The sequence below is a fragment of the Streptomyces sp. NPDC001443 genome (genome assembly GCF_053597355.1).
In genome coordinates, this window is sequence record NZ_JBSFIA010000005.1 from 134,156 (window position 1) to 150,093 (window position 15,938).

Here is a 15,938-nt window from a genome sequence, read left to right on the forward strand (position 1 = left end):
AGGCCCCCGGCCGGGGCTCCGCGGACGCGCAGTGGCGATCCGGCTCTGGCTGATGCTCCATCTGTTCCTCCCGATGAAGAAGAAGCGCACCGCGCAGCTGCGCTACGCGGCCGTCCTCGACGGCCAGACCGTGAATCTCCACGCGGTCCTGCCCCCTGCCATGCCCGTACCTGATCACGCGGCCGTGATACTTCGGCGGGGCTTCAGGCGGCACCGTGCTGAGGCGCGTGCCTACCGGGGCCCGGGGGGCGAGGGCCTGGTGGACGCGGCAGTGCTGATGGGCGCGGAAGTCGGCGGGGTACCCATCGGCGCCGGAAGGTGGAAGCTCCGGCTGGACCTGCGGACAGGGGGACGGTCACGGTCTCTGGCGTTGTTGCTCCTGCAGCCCCCGGTTCCCTACGAGGGCCCGACCAAGCCCATGACGGTCTCCCGCGTCACCGGGGCGCGCTACCGTGTCGGGCGCACCGTCACCGGTAACGCCCGGATCGTCAACTCCTCTCCGGTGCCGGCCGCCGAGGTGTCCAAGGTGCACATGTCGCACGCCGGAGTGACGGTGGACTTCCGGGTGCTGGGCACCGAAGCCGACAGGCCGTGGGCGGAGTTCGTCGCGGCCGGCCGCCGGATCCGTCAGCCCGTTCACTCCTTGGGATCGGGTGTCCTCAGGGCCGAGGTTCCCCTGGAGCAGATGAGACCACGCTCCACGAGGCCGGAGCACTGGGACGTCGTGCTGTGCCAGGAGGCCGGTCCCGCGCTGAGACTGGGTCGGCGGCTGCACGACGTCCGCAACCCGCGGCGCGTCTTCGCCATGCGCAGCATGGCCATGACCCCCGTCGGCCAGACCCCCATGATCGTCCAACCGCGCTATACCCCGGCAGGGAATCTCCGAGTCACCTGCACGCGCATGCCCGAGGCAGACTGAGTCCGAGAAGTGAAGATCACATTCCTGCTCACCACGGCGGACGCCGTCGGTGGCACCGAACGCGCCGTTTTCAACCAGGCGACCGAACTCGCGGCCCGGCACGAGGTCCGGGTCCTCAGCGTCTTCAAGAGCAAGCCCACGCAGTTCTTCGTGCCCGACGAACGGGTGCGACTCGATTACCTGGTCGACATCACGGGAGAGGCCCCTCGCCCGCTGCGCAGCAGTGACGTGGGGGACGAGGTGTGGTCGGGGCTGGCTGCCCGGCCGAGCGAAATCGTCGACCAGTCGTGGGAGTCGGCGTTCAACCGTCTCACCGACCTCGAACTCGAACTCGCCCTGCAGCAGACCGACACCGACGTCCTGATCACCACGACTCCCGCGCTGATGGCGCTGGCGGTCCGTCTGGCCCCGGCCCGGGTGATCACGGTCCACCAGGAGCACCGTGTCTCCGAGCTGCGCGGAACCAGCGGCGAACCGCTGCTGCGGTATGCCGCGCGGCTGGACGTCCTGGCAGTGCTGAGCGAGCGGACCCGGGAATGGTTCGCCGAGACCCTGGGCGCGGCCGCCCCTCGTCTGGCGGTCGTGCCGAACGCGCTGCCCAGCGGGTTCAGGCCCCGGTCGACCCTGGAGACCCGAACCGTCGTCATCGCCGGCCGGCTCGTCGGGGAGAAGCAGATCGACCACGCGCTCACCGCGTGGGCGACGGTGGCCAAGCATCACCCCGACTGGCAGCTGCGCGTCTTCGGGGACGGACCGCTCAGCGGTGCCCTGCGTCGGCAGATGGACATGCTCGGACTGCACGACTGCGTGCAGCTCAACGGCAATTCGCCGCAGCTCGCGGAGGAGTGGGCCAAGGCCAGCATCGCCCTGCTCACCTCCCGGAACGAGGCATTCGGACTGGTCCTCGCGGAAGCGCAGGCGGCGGGCGTCCCCGTCGTCTCCTACGACGCACCCAACGGCCCACGGGAAGTGGTGATCGACGGGGAGACCGGCATCCTGGTGCCCCCGGGGGACATCGACTCCCTGGCCTCCGCCCTGTTGACACTGATCGAGGACTCGGAACTCCGTCACCGCATGGGCGTCGCGGCGCTCGCCTCCGTCGACCGGTTCTCGCCCGCCGTGGTCACCGCCCAGTGGGAGGGGCTGTTCCACGAGCTCGTGGCAGACCGTGAACGTGGGCGCAGGGATCTGGTGAAGGCCGAGCGACAGGCGGTGCACGCCTACCTGAGCAGCCCCGAAGGGGGTCTGCCGGCGGCACCTCCCATGCCTGCCGGGTCCGTTCGTTCGGGCGACCAGCGGGCGCTGGAGCAGCGCCTGCTGGAGCGGCATGGCCTGGTCCAGGACGGCGGTCAGGTGTGCGCACTGCTCGAGTGGCAGTCGCCCTGGGACGTGGTACAGGCGAACCTCGCGCTCGTGGCCAACGCTCTGGAGGGCGCGGCCATCCCGTACATGGTCGTGCGCGACCACCTGGTGCGGCACTCGGTCGCTGTGCACCGCTCCTATCAGGGGGCTGTTTTCAAGGCACTGGCCGAGCGGTACGCGGACGAGGCCGTCTACGCGTCCGTGCTCAACGAGGCCCAGAAGACGGTGGCGACGGCTCTGACCGCCCTGATCGGCCAATACGTCGACGGCGCCTGTTCGGGCATCAGCGTCTACCGAAGTGTCGTATCGCCGTCACGGACGCTGCGTCTCGGGGCGGTCTACGGTTGCACGATCACCTTCTGGGACGACGAGCCCGACGAGACCGGGTACCTCAAAGGCCCGGCCCGGACTCTGATCGGTGACCGAGTGCCCGTCAGCGCCATGCACCGCCGCCCCATCACGCTGGGCGGCCGCCGGTACCCGACGATCGCGCCTTTCGGACAGAGGATCCATGGGGACGTCGACTTCCCCGTGGACGCTGTTTACACCTGGGTGAACGGCGCCGACGTCGACTGGCTGGAGCGGAAGAACTCCGTCCTGGCCGGCCTGGGAATGGACACCCAGGACGCGGCCACGAGCGCGGCCCGCTTCCGCGACCGGGACGAACTGCGTTATTCCTTGCGGTCGATCGACATGTACGCTCCGTGGATCCGCAACATCTACATCGTCAGCGACAAGCAGGCCCCGAAATGGCTGGACCTGTCCCACCCCCGTGTGCGGATCGTCGACCACGCGGAGATCTTCGGTGACAGGGGAGCTCTGCCCACCTACAACTCCCATGCCATCGAAAGCCAGTTGCACCACATCGAGGGCCTGTCCGAGCACTTCCTCTACTTCAACGACGACGTTTTCCTGGGGCGGACCGTACAGCCCAACATGTTCTTCCTCGGGAACGGCCAGGCCAGACACTTCATGTCGCCCACGGCCGTGCCGATGTCCCCGCCGTCGGACGAGGACGAGTTCAACATCGCCGCCGCCAAGAACAATCGGGCTTTGATCGAGAGTTCTTTCGGGCAGACCTTGGTGCACTCGTTCCTGCACGCCCCTCACCCCTTGCGGCGCAGTGTGCTTGCCGACATCGAGCGGGAGTACGAACCTGAGATCGCGGTTGCTGCCGGCAATCAGCTGCGCGATCGCAGCGATGTTTCGGTGGCGTCGTCGCTGCACCATTACTACGGATTCCACACGCTGCGCAGCGTGCCCGGCAACATCTCGTGCGGATTCGTCAACGTCGGGCTCGTCGAGCACGGTCCGAGATTGCAGCGTATCCTGACGGCGCGTCCCCATGACGTGTTCTGCCTTAATGATTTTCACGACGGAGATGTGCCGGAAGAAGAGCAGGATGCGATTCTGACCGCCTTCCTGCCGAGTTATTTTCCAGTGGCCAGTCAGTTTGAAACGGGGTCCACCAGAAATCGTCGTGCCCATTCCGGATATCTGCCGGAATGGCCGTTGTGACTTACTTCGACCAGACAGAAGAAAGAGACTTCAGCGTGTCCGCCGCCTCCGTACTGCAGATCGTCGCGCACCCGGACGACGACCTGTTCTTCATGAACCCTGTCACTTTTCGGACGGTCAAGGCGGGTACACCCACCACGACGGTATATCTGACCAATGGGGACTCGGACGGCCGGAACCCTCGCCCTTGGCAGATGACCAAGCCCGTCGCAGACCAGGAGGCTTACGGGAAGGCGCGACAGAACGGCATCCGAGCCGCCTACGCTGCCATGGTTCTCGGCGACCGTACAGCGCCTTGGGTGCCGTCCGCGTTGCCCACGGCGGGGGGTGCCGTCGCCGAGGTCTACTCGCTCGCGGACGCGCCATGGATCAAGTTGGTCTTTCTCAATATCCGCCAGCACGGCATCCAGGGTGCACTGCCGCGGAGTCTGCACGTTCTGTGGCAGGGGGAGGAGGAGCGAGTCCGTACGCTGGTGGTGAGTGGCGGAATCGTGAACGAAGAGCACTGGTACACGCGTTCCGGGTTGGTCGACACCTTGGTCCAAATTCTCGATCTTGCTCGACCGACGCTCGTAAGGACGTTGGACCCGGACCCCGATCGACTTGTCCACGACGAGCGATTCCCGCAGCGTTACGACTTCGGTGACCTGGCCGACCACTGCGATCACACTGCGGCTGCGCTCTTCGCGTCTCTCGCACTGGAACAGTACGAAGGGCCGGGTGAAGGGCACACTTTCGTCGTCGAAGCCTTCCGGGGTTATTACAATGAGCGCTGGCCCAAAGGTCTCGGGCTGCAGGCGGTCTCGCTAAAGGAGTACTTCCTCAACATCTACGGCGCCGCCGACGGTTACGACTGCGGTGATCCTGCGGGCAGCGGTGACTACGCGGTCGGCCTCAACTCGCGCGCCACGGGCTGGGTGCAGAGCACCACGCCACGCCATCCGAACGGGCCCTGGCTCGGAAGGGACGCACACGGCCGCCTGACTGCTTTCGCCGTGGTCAACCAGCAGGTCGCGCTCTGGCTGGAGCCGCAGGCGGGCAGTGGTCAGCTGCGTGGACCGTTCTTCCTGGGCGGTGGCCCGCTGTCGCCAGGGTTGGCGGTGAGCCTCACGCCGGACGGTCGTTGGCAGGTCTTCGCTCGGCGTATGTCCCACATAGGGCCGGACCACACCCATCGACGCGAGATTGTCGTACTCGAACAGACCGAGCGGGACGGGGCGTTCGGCGACTGGTCCATTCTGGGCAACCCCAGCGCGGGAAACCCTGGGCGGGATCGTCATTTGGGTGCGCCGGCTGTCACCCGTGATGCTCTGGGGCGTCTGCACCTCTTTGTTCGCAATGCGGGACAGGGACTGCACGCCCGCATTCAGGAGACGGACGGTGTCTGGGGCAAGTGGACCGATCTGCGCGGACATGAGCTGCAAGAAGGCGTTTCCGCGCTGACCGCACCCAACGGTCGGGTAGAGGTCTTCGCCGCCAGCAGAGAAGGTGTTTTCCACTGGGTACAGGGTTCCCATTACGAGGAGTTGCAGCGTGCTCCTCGTTTTCGCCTCACTGTCCCGGCCTCGCCCGCCACGGCCGTGGTACAGCCGAACGACCGGGTCATGGCCGTGTTCCGGCAGCCCGAAACGGGGCAGCTGCTCATGGCCGAGGAGGACGCGCCGGGCGGTCGGTGGTCCAGACCGGCTGCGTCGATCGGCGGCCGAGGCGGCTTCGGCGCGGTCGCCTGCGCTGCGAGTCCGGACATGGAGCTCGGCACACTGGTGGCCGCCCTCAGCGATCTGGGCGGTATCGCCTACCGTTTCGTTCCCGGCGACAACCCCTGGCAGGAACTTTCCACTGAGGTGCTCGGCGGACCGCCGGTGCACGCTCCAGCCGTGGCCTTCGACGCGGTCGGCCGTGCGTGGATCGCCGTGCTGGGTGTGGACGGGCGTCTGGCCGTGGCCCGGCAGGCCGGCCGCGGGTCGATCGGATTCGAGGCGTGGCAGGTTGTGGGCTGAGGTGTGACGTGGCAGGACGCCGCGCCGGCGGCCGTCCTGCCCGGCCCCTTCCCGACCCTCAGTCAGTTCGAGGCGGTTACACCGCGTAATCAGATGTTCCGCACGGGACGTCTTTCTGGATGGCAGCAATGAGCATTGGTATCCCTGACCCGAATCGTCCCCAGCCCTTCCATGGGCGAGGAGAACCCGGCGTGGAGCCCGCCGGAGGACCCCCGGTACGGCCCTCGCTGGTCCAGGTGCTGGCGCATCCGGACGACGACCTCTACTTCATCAACCCCGACCTGCAACGGGCGCTGGAGGCGGGGCGCCAGGTCACCAGCGTGTACCTGACGGCAGGCGAGGCCGACGGACGCAACATCGACACCCGTGACCCCCTCCGTATGGACAGCCCGCCGGACTACGAGGGGTACGCCGAGGCGCGTCAGCAGGGACTGCGCGCGGCGTACGCGGACATGGTGACGGGCGACCGCGAGAGCGAATGGGCACGCGACGTCTTCACGTTCTCGACCGGAGTGTCGGTGGACCGTTCCACCCTGCTGGTCGCGCCCCATGTGCAGCTGCTCTTCTTCGGGCTGCGGATCGTCGACACCCGGCACGGATTCCCGGCCGACGTGCCGCCCGTCCAGCTGGCCCAGCTGTGGAACGGGGAGGCCTCCGCCCAGCTCACCCTGATTGCCGCGGGGGCACCGCTGCACCAGCCGCAGGAGATCAGCAAGGACGAGCTGCTGCGTTCCCTGGTCGAGATACTCCATCGCGCGCGGCCCAGCCAGTTCTGGACCATGGACCCCGATCCCTGGCACACGCACTGGGACGAGGAGCGAGGGCCGCAGTCCAGCGACCACCAGGACCACACCGCGGCGGCACAGTTCGCGTTGGCGGCGCTGGAGCACTACATCGTGGAAGGCGGCGCGCCGCCCCTCGTCGACAACTGCGTCGGCTACGGAAACAAGAGCTGGCCCAGCAACCTCACCGAGGACGGCTGGGCCGAGAAGAAGCGCGTGCTCCACGTGTACACCTCCGCCGACGGACACGACTGCCGGCACCGCTACTGCGGTGACCTGCAGCTCTCTGACGGAGTCGACATCCGTCGCTATGGCTGGAGCACCCGGGCCCGGTACGAGGGCGGGACCGACTGGCTCCATCTGCAGGCCGACGGCCGGCTCGCCGCGTACGCCATGCTCGGTGGCCGGGTCGCGGTCTGGACCGAGAACGAGCCGGGCAGCGACAGTTGGGGCGGGCCGGTTTTCCTGCCCGGCACCGGCCTGGCCCCCGCACTGGCCGTGGCGCCGGACAGGGAAGGCGGAGTACATCTCGTCGCTCTGCGTCGCGCCCAAGGGCTGGGCGGCCAGGTGGACGTGGAGGTCGTCCGTATGCGGCGGCAGGCCCGCACCGGGGCGGTACTCCCCTGGGAGAGGGTCGGCAATCCCAACGAGCGGTCGAACGACTGGCGACGCTGCCGGGAGGTGGGCGTCCCCGAAGCCGCCGTGGATCCTTCGGGCAGACTGCACGTGTTCATGCGCAACTTCGGGTCCGGTGTCAGCGCCCGCCGTGAGACCGGCGACGGCTGGGGTGACTGGGAGGACCTGGGCGGTCGCGCCGTGCAGGACTGCCTGACAGCTGTCCTGAAGTCCACCGGTCGGATCGAACTGTTCGCTGCGAACCGCGTCAGCGGCCTGCACTGGTACCAGGAGAGCGTGTACGGCCCGTACAAGCTGCAGGACGGGGTGACGTCGGCCGATCCGGACGCCTGGCGGCCCGTCGGCGGAATCACGCCGGTGCAGATCGGACGTTCGCGTATGGCGCTCTTCTACCGTGAGGAGGATTCGGGCGAGGTGCTGTGCGTGCGGCAGCGGCCTGACGGCCGGTGGAACGAACGTGTCGAACGGCTGGGTGGCCACGGCGGAACCGGCAGGATCGCGGCGCTGCGGCAGCAGACCGGCCGCCAGGACGTCGTCGTCCTCGCGCGCCGCAACGCCCGGAACCGGCTGAGCACCGCGGTCGTCGCGGTCCAGGGCCGGGAAGAGGCACCGGAGTGGACCGACCACGATGTGCTGATCGCTCGTCCGCCCGCCCTCGCGCTGGACCATGTGGGGCGGGTCGTGGTGGCGGTGATGGGCACGGACGCGCGGGTGAGAGTGATGCGACAGGCCACGGGTGATGTCGCCGACGGTTTCGGGCCGCTGACAGTGGTGTGAGACGTCCGGTTCGCCGGTGTGGAACGAGAGAGGGTCTTCGCGCAGTGCGTGGAGGCCCTCTTCACGTGTGCCGTACGACGTCCGGGACGTGCCGGTGCACCGCGGACCGGTGACACGCAGGCCGCCCCCGCCGCTGTGGAAGCGGCGGGGGCGGTCGCGTGTCGCACCGGTGTCAGGACCGGTGCGCGGTGGACGTCATGCCGGGACCGAAGCCACCCCAGGCTCCAGGAACGGCTTGCCGTTCACCCGCTGCGAGACACCCTCACGGTCCAGGTACGGCGTGATGCCGCCCAGGTGGAAGGGCCAGCCGGCGCCCGTGATCAGGCACAGGTCGATGTCCTGGGCCTCGGCGACGACGCCCTCGTCGAGCATGAGCCCGATCTCCTGGGCGACCGCGTCGAGGACCCGGGCGCGCACCTGCTCCTCGGTCAGGACGACATCGCCCTGCTTCAGGAGCGCGGCGACCTCGGGGTCCAGCACCGGCTTGAAGCCGTTCTCGGCGGAGTAGACGTAGAAGCCGCGCTTGCCCGCCTTGACGACGGCCGCGAGGTTCGGGGAGACCGTGAAGCGGTCCGGGAAGGCCCGGTTGAGGGTCTCCGAGACGTGCAGACCGATCGCGGGACCGACCAGCTCCAGCAGGACCAGCGGGGACATCGGCAGGCCCAGGGGCTCGACCGCCTTCTCCGCGACCTCGACGGAGGTGCCCTCGTCGATGACGTTCTGGATCTCGCCCATGAAGCGGGTGAGGATGCGGTTGACGACGAACGCCGGGGCGTCCTTCACCAGGACCGCGGTCTTCTTCAGCTTCTTGGCCACCGCGAAGGCGGTCGCAAGCGACGCGTCGTCGGTCAGCTCGCCGCGGACGATCTCCAGCAGCGGCAGGATCGCGACCGGGTTGAAGAAGTGGAAGCCGACGACCCGCTCGGGGTTCTTCAGCTTCGAGGCCATCTCGGTGACCGAGAGGGACGAGGTGTTGGTGGCGAGGATCGCGTGCGCCGGGGCGACCGCCTCGACCTCCGCGAACACCTGCTGCTTGACACCGATCTCCTCGAACACGGCTTCGATGATGAAGTCCGCGTCGGAGAAGCCCTCGGCCTTGTCCAGGACGCCGGAGACCAGCGCCTTGAGGCGGTTGGCCTTGTCCTGGTTGATCCGGCCCTTGCCGAGCAGCTTGTCGATCTCGGCGTGGACGTAGCCCACACCCTTGTCGACGCGCTCCTGGTCGATGTCCGTGAGGACGACCGGGACCTCGAGGCGGCGCAGGAAGAGCAGGGCGAGCTGGCTGGCCATCAGGCCCGCGCCGACCACGCCGACCTTGGTGACCGGGCGCGCCAGGTTCTTGTCCGGGGCACCGGCCGGGCGCTTGCCGCGCTTCTGCACCAGGTTGAACGCGTAGATGCCGGACCGCAGTTCGCCACCCATGATCAGGTCGGCGAGCGCCAGGTCCTCGGCGTCGTAGCCCTGCTGGAGGTCGCCGTTCTTGGCGGCGGCGATGATGTCCAGCGCGCGGTAGGCGGCCGGGGCCGCGCCGTGCACCTTGCCGTCGGCGGCGGCGCGGCCGCGGGCGACGGCCTGGTCCCAGGCCTCGCCGCGGTCGATCGCCGGACGCTCGACCGCGATGTCGCCCTTGAGGACGTTCGCCGTCCAGATCAGCGACTGCTCCAGGAAGTCCGCACCCTCGAAGAGGGCGTCGGCGATGCCGAGGTCGAAGACCTGCTGGCCCTTGAGCTGCTTGTTCTGGTTGAGGCTGTTCTCGATGATCACCGAGACGGCCTTGTCCGCGCCGATCAGGTTCGGCAGGATCGTGCAGCCGCCCCAGCCGGGGACCAGGCCGAGGAAGACCTCGGGCAGCGAGAACGCCGGCAGGGCCTTGGAGACCGTGCGGTAGGTGCAGTGCAGGCCGACCTCGACGCCGCCGCCCATGGCCGCGCCGTTGTAGTACGCGAAGGTCGGGACCGCGAGGCCCGCGAGGCGCTTGAAGACCTCGTGGCCGCCCTTGCCGATGGCGAGCGCGTCCTTGTGCTCCTTGAGGAGCTCGACGCCCTTGAGGTCGGCGCCGACCGCGAAGATGAACGGCTTGCCGGTGATGCCGACGCCGACGATCCCGCCGGCCGCGGCCTCCGCCTCGACCTGGTCGATCGCGGCGTTGAGGTTCGCCAGCGACGCCGGGCCGAAGGTGGTCGGCTTGGTGTGGTCGAAGCCGTTGTCCAGCGTGACGAGCGCGAAACGCCCGGCGCCGTACGGCAGGTCGAGGTGGCGCACGTGCGCCGACGTCACGACCTCGTCCGGGAACAGCTCGGCCGCACCCTTCAGAAGCTCGGCGGTGTTGCTCACTTGTCCCCCTCGAAGTGCGGGTTCTCCCAGATGACCGTCGCGCCCATGCCGAAGCCGACGCACATGGTGGTCAGGCCGTAGCGGACGTGCGGCTGCTCCTCGAACTGACGGGCCAGCTGCGTCATCAGACGCACGCCCGACGAGGCGAGCGGGTGGCCGTAGGCGATCGCGCCGCCGTACTGGTTGACGCGCGCGTCGTCGTCGGCGATGCCGTAGTGCTCCAGGAAGGCGAGGACCTGGACGGCGAACGCCTCGTTGATCTCGAAGAGGTTGATGTCCTCGATCGACAGACCGGCCTGGGCCAGGGCCTTCTCGGTGGCCGGGATCGGGCCGTAGCCCATGACCTCCGGCTCGACGCCCGCGAAGGCGTACGAGACCAGGCGCATCTTGACCGGCAGGCCGTTCTCGCGGGCGAAGTCCTCGGACGCGATGATCGAGGCGGTCGCGCCGTCGTTCAGACCGGCCGCGTTGCCGGCGGTGACCCGGCCGTGCACCCGGAACGGGGTCTTGAGGCCGGCCAGGCTCTCCAGGGTCGTGCCCGGGCGCATCGGCTCGTCGGCGGTGACCAGGCCCCAGCCCGTCTCACCGGCCTCGGCGTTGGTGCGGCGGACCGAGATCGGCACCAGGTCCTGCTGGATCTTGCCGTCGGCGTACGCCTTGGCGGCCTTCTCCTGCGAGCGCACGGCGTACTCGTCGGCGCGCTGCTTGGTGATGGTGGGGTAGCGGTCGTGCAGGTTCTCCGCGGTCATGCCCATGAACAGGGCGGACTCGTCGACCAGCTTCTCGCTGACGAACCGCGGGTTGGGGTCGACGCCCTCACCCATGGGGTGACGGCCCATGTGCTCGACACCACCGGCGATGACGACGTCGTACGCGCCGAAGCCGATGGAGCCCGCGACGGACGTGACGGCGGTCAGCGCGCCCGCGCACATGCGGTCGATGGAGTAGCCGGGGACCGACTGGGGGAGACCCGCGAGGATGCCGGCCGTACGGCCCAGCGTCAGACCCTGGTCGCCGATCTGCGTGGTCGCGGCGATGGCGACCTCGTCGATCTTCTTGGGGTCGAGGCCCGGGTTACGGCGCAGCAGCTCCCGGATCGCCTTCACGACGAGGTCGTCGGCGCGGGTCTCGTGGTAGATGCCCTTCGGGCCCGCCTTGCCGAACGGGGTGCGGACGCCGTCGACGAAGACGACGTCCCTGACGGTACGAGGCACGATGGCTCTCCTCCAGATGCGGGATGGCACTGCAGCGCGGCACACGCGCTGAGCGCGCGCTCACCTCCCCATGCTACTTGCGAGTAACCATGCTGCCCAGCCCCGGGGGCTGGAGCGGCGAAGGTCACATTCACCCGCGCGCCGGAGCCGCCTCCGCGGGCGCGCCGGAGCCGCCTCCGCGGGCGTGCCGAAGTCGCCTTGTCCGGTGCGTCGGGGTTGCTTCCGCGGGGTGCCGAAGTCGTCCTGCCGGGTGCGGGGGTCGGGTGTGCGCGTGCCGAAGTCGCCTTGCCGGGCGTGCCGGGTCGGCTCCGGGGCGGGTCGGCCCTGGGGGCGCCGGGGGGCGCCTTGCCGGGAGAGGCCGCGCCCGCCGCGCACGGGTCGGGCGGCGGTCCGCACCCTCGTCCGCCTGCGGTCGGCCGTGTTCTGCTGACGCGCGGGAGCGGTGTGCCGCTGCCTGTCCGTGCCGGATCTTGGCGTGATCTCGACGTACGCCCTTACTCCGTTTCCGCGTCACCTTCGGGCGTAGCGGAGGCGCAGGGCGGAGAGGAGTGCGGGCGCGGACCGCCCACGACCCGGGCGGCGACGGTCCGTCCACATCCCCGGCGGCCCGCGGGGGTCCGTCGGGGACACGGACGGAGCGTGGGGGGCCATCCACATCCCCGGCGGTCCGTGTGGGGGTCCACCCGGGACCTCGGCGGTCCGTGGTGGTCCGTCAGGGACCTCGGCGGTCCGTGTGGGGGTCCACCCGGGACCTCGGCGGTCCGTGGTGGTCCGTCAGGGTCCCCGATGGTCCCTTCGGGGCCCGGTCGGGGACCTCGGCCATGGTCCGTGGGGGCCGATCGAGGACCTCGGTGTGGTCCGTGGGGCCCGTCGGGCCGCGGGCGGTCCGGGCGAGGGGCGGTGCCGGGCCGTCAGGGGCCGGTGGGTGTCCTGTCAGGTGGCCCGGACGGACAGCGCCTCGGACAGGGCCGGGGCCACCAGCTCCACCTGCCAGGGGCGGGCGCCGTACCCGGCCAGCGCGGCCGCGGTGGAGTCGACGTCCGTGCTCCTCGGCGGCTCCCAGCAGACCCGTCGCACGGTGTCCGGTGTGATCAGGTTCTCCTGAGGCATGTCGATCCGCTCGGCCAGCGCCGACACCGCCGCCCGCGCGGCCGACAGCCTGGCAGCCGCGGCCGGGTCCTTGTCCGCCCACGCCCGCGGCGGCGGCGGACCGGTCACCTGCTGCCCCGGCTGCGGCAGCTGTGCGTCGGGCAACGCCCTGGCGCGGTCGACGGCCGCCTGCCACTGGTCCAGCTGCCGCCGCCCCATGCGGTGCCCGAACCCGGCCAGCGCGGCGAGGGCGTGCGCGTTGGCCGGCAGCGAGAGGGCGGCCTCGACGATGGCCGCGTCGCCGAGCACCTTGCCCGGCGAGACGTCCCGGCGCTGCGCGATCCGGTCGCGGGCCTCCCACAGCTCGCGCACCACCGCGAGCTGGCGCCGCCGCCGCACCTTGTGCATGCCGGACGTACGTCGCCAGGGGTCCTTGCGGGGCTCCGGCGGCGGAGCGGAGGCGATCGCGTCGAACTCCTGCCGGGCCCACTCCAGCTTGCCCTGCCGGTCCAGCTCCTTCTCCAGCGCGTCGCGCAGATCGACGAGGAGTTCCACGTCCAGGGCCGCGTAGCGCAGCCAGGGATCGGGCAGCGGCCGGGTCGACCAGTCGACGGCGGAGTGGCCCTTCTCCAGGACGAATCCGAGCACGCTCTCGACCATCGCGCCCAGGCCCACCCGGGGGAACCCGGCCAGCCGGCCGGCCAGCTCGGTGTCGAACAGCAGACTGGGAACCATGCCTATCTCGCGCAGACAGGGCAGGTCCTGGGTGGCCGCGTGGAGCACCCACTCCACCCCGGACAGCGCCTCGCCCAGCCCGGAGAGATCCGGGCAGGCCACGGGGTCGATCAGGGCGGAGCCGGCGCCGGCGCGGCGCAGCTGCACCAGATAGGCGCGCTGGCCGTAGCGGTAGCCGGACGCGCGCTCGGCGTCCACGGCCACCGGGCCGGTTCCGGCGGCGAAGGCGGCGATCACCTCGGCGAGGGCGGCCTCGTCGGTGATCACCGGCGGAATGCCCTCGCGCGGTTCGAGCAGCGGGACGGGCGCCCCGGTCGCAGAAGATCCGCCGTCGTCCGGAGGGGCGCCTCCGGTGGTTCGCAGTGACGTGGCTGCTGCGGTCTCTTGGGCGTCGGTCACATGTCAAGGGTATCCGTGTATCGACAGCGCCCGCCGACGGAACGTTCCGTCGGCGGGCGCCTGAGGGGTGTAAACCAGTCACGTATCACACGTGTCAGCGAAAGCGGTCAGTGGGGCAATGGGGTGACATCCGGGCGGTGGGCCGATCGGGAGATCGGTATGCGGTCGTGATGGTCAGTGGATGATTCCGGTCCGCAGCGCCACCGCGACCATCCCGGCGCGGTCGCCCGTGCCGAGCTTGCGGGCGATGCGGGCGAGGTGGCTCTTGACGGTCAGCGCGGACAGGCCCATGGAGACGCCGATCGCCTTGTTCGACTGGCCCTCCGCGACCAGTCGCAGCACCTCGACCTCGCGTCCGGACAGTTCGCGGTAGCCGCCCGGGTGGCTCGGGGCACCCGGGGGGCGGCGGTGCAGGCGGGCGGCGGCGGAGCCGATGGGGGCGGCACCGAGGCGGGTGGGGAGCCCGACGTTGGTGCGGGTGCCGGTGACGACATAGCCCTTGACGCCGCCCGCGAGGGCGTTGCGCACGGCGCCGATGTCGTCGGCGGCGGAGAGGGCGAGGCCGTTGGGCCAACCGGCCGCGCGGGTCTCGGACAGGAGGGTGAGGCCGGAGCCGTCCGGCAGGTGGACGTCGGCGACGCAGATGTCGCGGGGGTTGCCGATGCGGGGACGAGCCTCCGCGATGGACGAGGCCTCGATGACGTCGCGCACACCGAGCGCCCACAGGTGGCGGGTGACGGTGGAGCGGACGCGGGGGTCGGCCACGACCACCATGGCGGTGGGCTTGTTCGGGCGGTAGGCGACCAGGCTTGCGGGCTGCTCGAGGAGAACGGACACCAGGCCTCCTGGGTGGGGGACGGTACCGGCTCGTGGGGATGAAGCCGGGACGAACCGTGCTTTCAAGGTCACAGTCGTCTTCGGCACCAAACCCGGCGTCCTTTAGGAAATGATCACGATCTAGTGAGTAACAATACGTGCAATTCGGACACGCGAGCGATCATCCGAAGATCGAATCGTTTCGGTCGAAGCCAGTTGGTTGTCTGAAAGTGGCCGTATCGACAAAGAGATCATCAAAACGGACGAGCAAACGGGCCAAGAGGGGGTGAGCGAGTGTGAGAGAGCGGTCGAAAAACCGATCAGGCGCAGGTCCGAGGGCCTCGCGGGCGCGGCGGAGGGGCGGCCGCGGGATTCTCACGCGGGTGCCCCCGGCCCCGGCTCGGCCCCTGCGTCAGCCCCGGCCCCGGCTCCAGTCCCGGCCCCGGCTCGGCCCCTGCGTCAGCCCCGGCCCTGGCTCCGGTCCCGGCCCCGGCTCGGCCCCTGCGTCAGCCCCGGCCCTGGCTCCGGTCCCGGCCCCGGCTCGGCCCCTGCGTCAGCCCCGGCCCCGGCTCCGGTCCCGGCCCCGGTTCCGGTCCGGACTCCGCCCCCGCGGTGAGGTCACCGGGACTGCGGCCCCCGTCGCTGCGGCAGCGTCACCACCGACGCGTCGCCGGGACCGGCCGGCGGCAGCCCCGCCACCTGGGCCAGCAGATCGCACCAGGACGCCAGATGGCCCGCGGTGTCCGGGACCCCGCCCAGGCCCTCCCGGGGCGTCCACGACGCCCGGATCTCGATCTGCGAGGCCGCGGGGCGTGCCGACAGCCCGCCGAAGTAGTGGGAGCTCGCGCGCGTGACGGTGCCGCTCGGCTCGCCGTACCCGAGGCCGCGCGCCTGGAGCGCGCCCGTCAGCCACGACCAGCACACCTCGGGCAGCAGCGGGTCGGCGGCCATCTCCGCCTCCAGTTCCGCGCGCACCAGCGTCACCAGCCGGAAGGTGCCCTGCCAGGCGTCGTGCCCGGCGGGGTCGTGCAGCAGCACCAGCCGGCCGTCGGCCAGCTCCTGGTCGCCGTCGACGACCGCCGCCTCCAGCGCGTACGTGAACGGCGCCAGCCGCTGCGGGGCCGGTGTCGGCTCGATCTCGATCTGCGGTCGCAGCCGCGCGGTTCTCAGCGCGTCCACCGCGGCCCGGAAGGGCGGCGGAGCCGCGTTCGCGTGTGGGGCGTCCTCCCCGGTGTCCTTCGCGTCGTCCATCTCGCCAGCGCCGTCCGACAGTCGTCCCTGAGCCGCAGCCATGCGGGGAAGATTAAGGGGAACGGGGGCTTCGTGCAGAGCAAGACACCCCCATGGCCCCTTGCGC

At 70.2% G+C, this 15,938-nt stretch carries 9 protein-coding genes; 4 read left to right on the forward strand and 5 right to left on the reverse strand.

Annotated elements, in window-relative coordinates; translation table 11 throughout:
* Positions 1-52 precede the first annotated feature (52 nt).
* The 4 genes from ACWC24_RS08595 to ACWC24_RS08610 all read left to right on the forward strand — a co-directional run bounded on the left by ACWC24_RS08595 (position 53) and on the right by ACWC24_RS08610 (position 7,994).
* A complete protein-coding gene (locus ACWC24_RS08595) occupies positions 53-919 on the forward strand; it encodes a hypothetical protein (RefSeq protein ID WP_450662184.1) in 867 nt (288 codons plus the stop codon).
* 9 nt (positions 920-928) lie between these two features.
* Positions 929-3,799 (forward strand): stealth conserved region 3 domain-containing protein, encoded by a 2,871-nt coding sequence (locus ACWC24_RS08600; protein ID WP_450662072.1) that lies wholly within the window; start codon positions 929-931, stop codon positions 3,797-3,799.
* Positions 3,796-5,799, forward strand: coding sequence for a PIG-L family deacetylase (locus ACWC24_RS08605; RefSeq protein WP_450662073.1), 2,004 nt, complete (start codon positions 3,796-3,798; stop codon positions 5,797-5,799). Before ACWC24_RS08600 ends, ACWC24_RS08605 begins: the two co-directional genes overlap by 4 nt.
* A 191-nt stretch (positions 5,800-5,990) precedes the next feature.
* Positions 5,991-7,994, forward strand: coding sequence for a PIG-L family deacetylase (locus tag ACWC24_RS08610; protein ID WP_450662074.1), 2,004 nt, complete (start codon positions 5,991-5,993; stop codon positions 7,992-7,994).
* Positions 7,995-8,189: 195 nt separating this feature from the next.
* Here the strand turns inward: ACWC24_RS08610 and ACWC24_RS08615 are convergent, their stop codons facing one another.
* From ACWC24_RS08615 to ACWC24_RS08635, 5 genes are all read right to left on the reverse strand, one after another.
* Positions 8,190-10,328, reverse strand: coding sequence for a 3-hydroxyacyl-CoA dehydrogenase NAD-binding domain-containing protein (locus tag ACWC24_RS08615; protein WP_450662075.1), 2,139 nt, complete (start codon positions 10,326-10,328; stop codon positions 8,190-8,192).
* The gene (locus ACWC24_RS08620; RefSeq protein ID WP_450662076.1) at positions 10,325-11,542 is read right to left on the reverse strand and encodes a thiolase family protein; all 1,218 of its coding nucleotides are present in this window, start codon (positions 11,540-11,542) and stop codon (positions 10,325-10,327) included. Before ACWC24_RS08620 ends, ACWC24_RS08615 begins: the two co-directional genes overlap by 4 nt.
* A 933-nt stretch (positions 11,543-12,475) precedes the next feature.
* Entirely contained in the window at positions 12,476-13,765 is a 1,290-nt protein-coding gene (locus tag ACWC24_RS08625) for an HRDC domain-containing protein (RefSeq protein WP_450662077.1), read from the reverse strand.
* Positions 13,766-13,939: 174 nt separating this feature from the next.
* The gene (locus tag ACWC24_RS08630; protein ID WP_450662078.1) at positions 13,940-14,602 is read right to left on the reverse strand and encodes a LuxR C-terminal-related transcriptional regulator; all 663 of its coding nucleotides are present in this window, start codon (positions 14,600-14,602) and stop codon (positions 13,940-13,942) included.
* A gap of 597 nt (positions 14,603-15,199) precedes the next feature.
* Complete coding sequence (locus ACWC24_RS08635) at positions 15,200-15,874, reverse strand: DUF3000 domain-containing protein (protein WP_450662079.1); 675 nt, start codon at positions 15,872-15,874, stop codon at positions 15,200-15,202.
* Positions 15,875-15,938 lie beyond the last annotated feature (64 nt).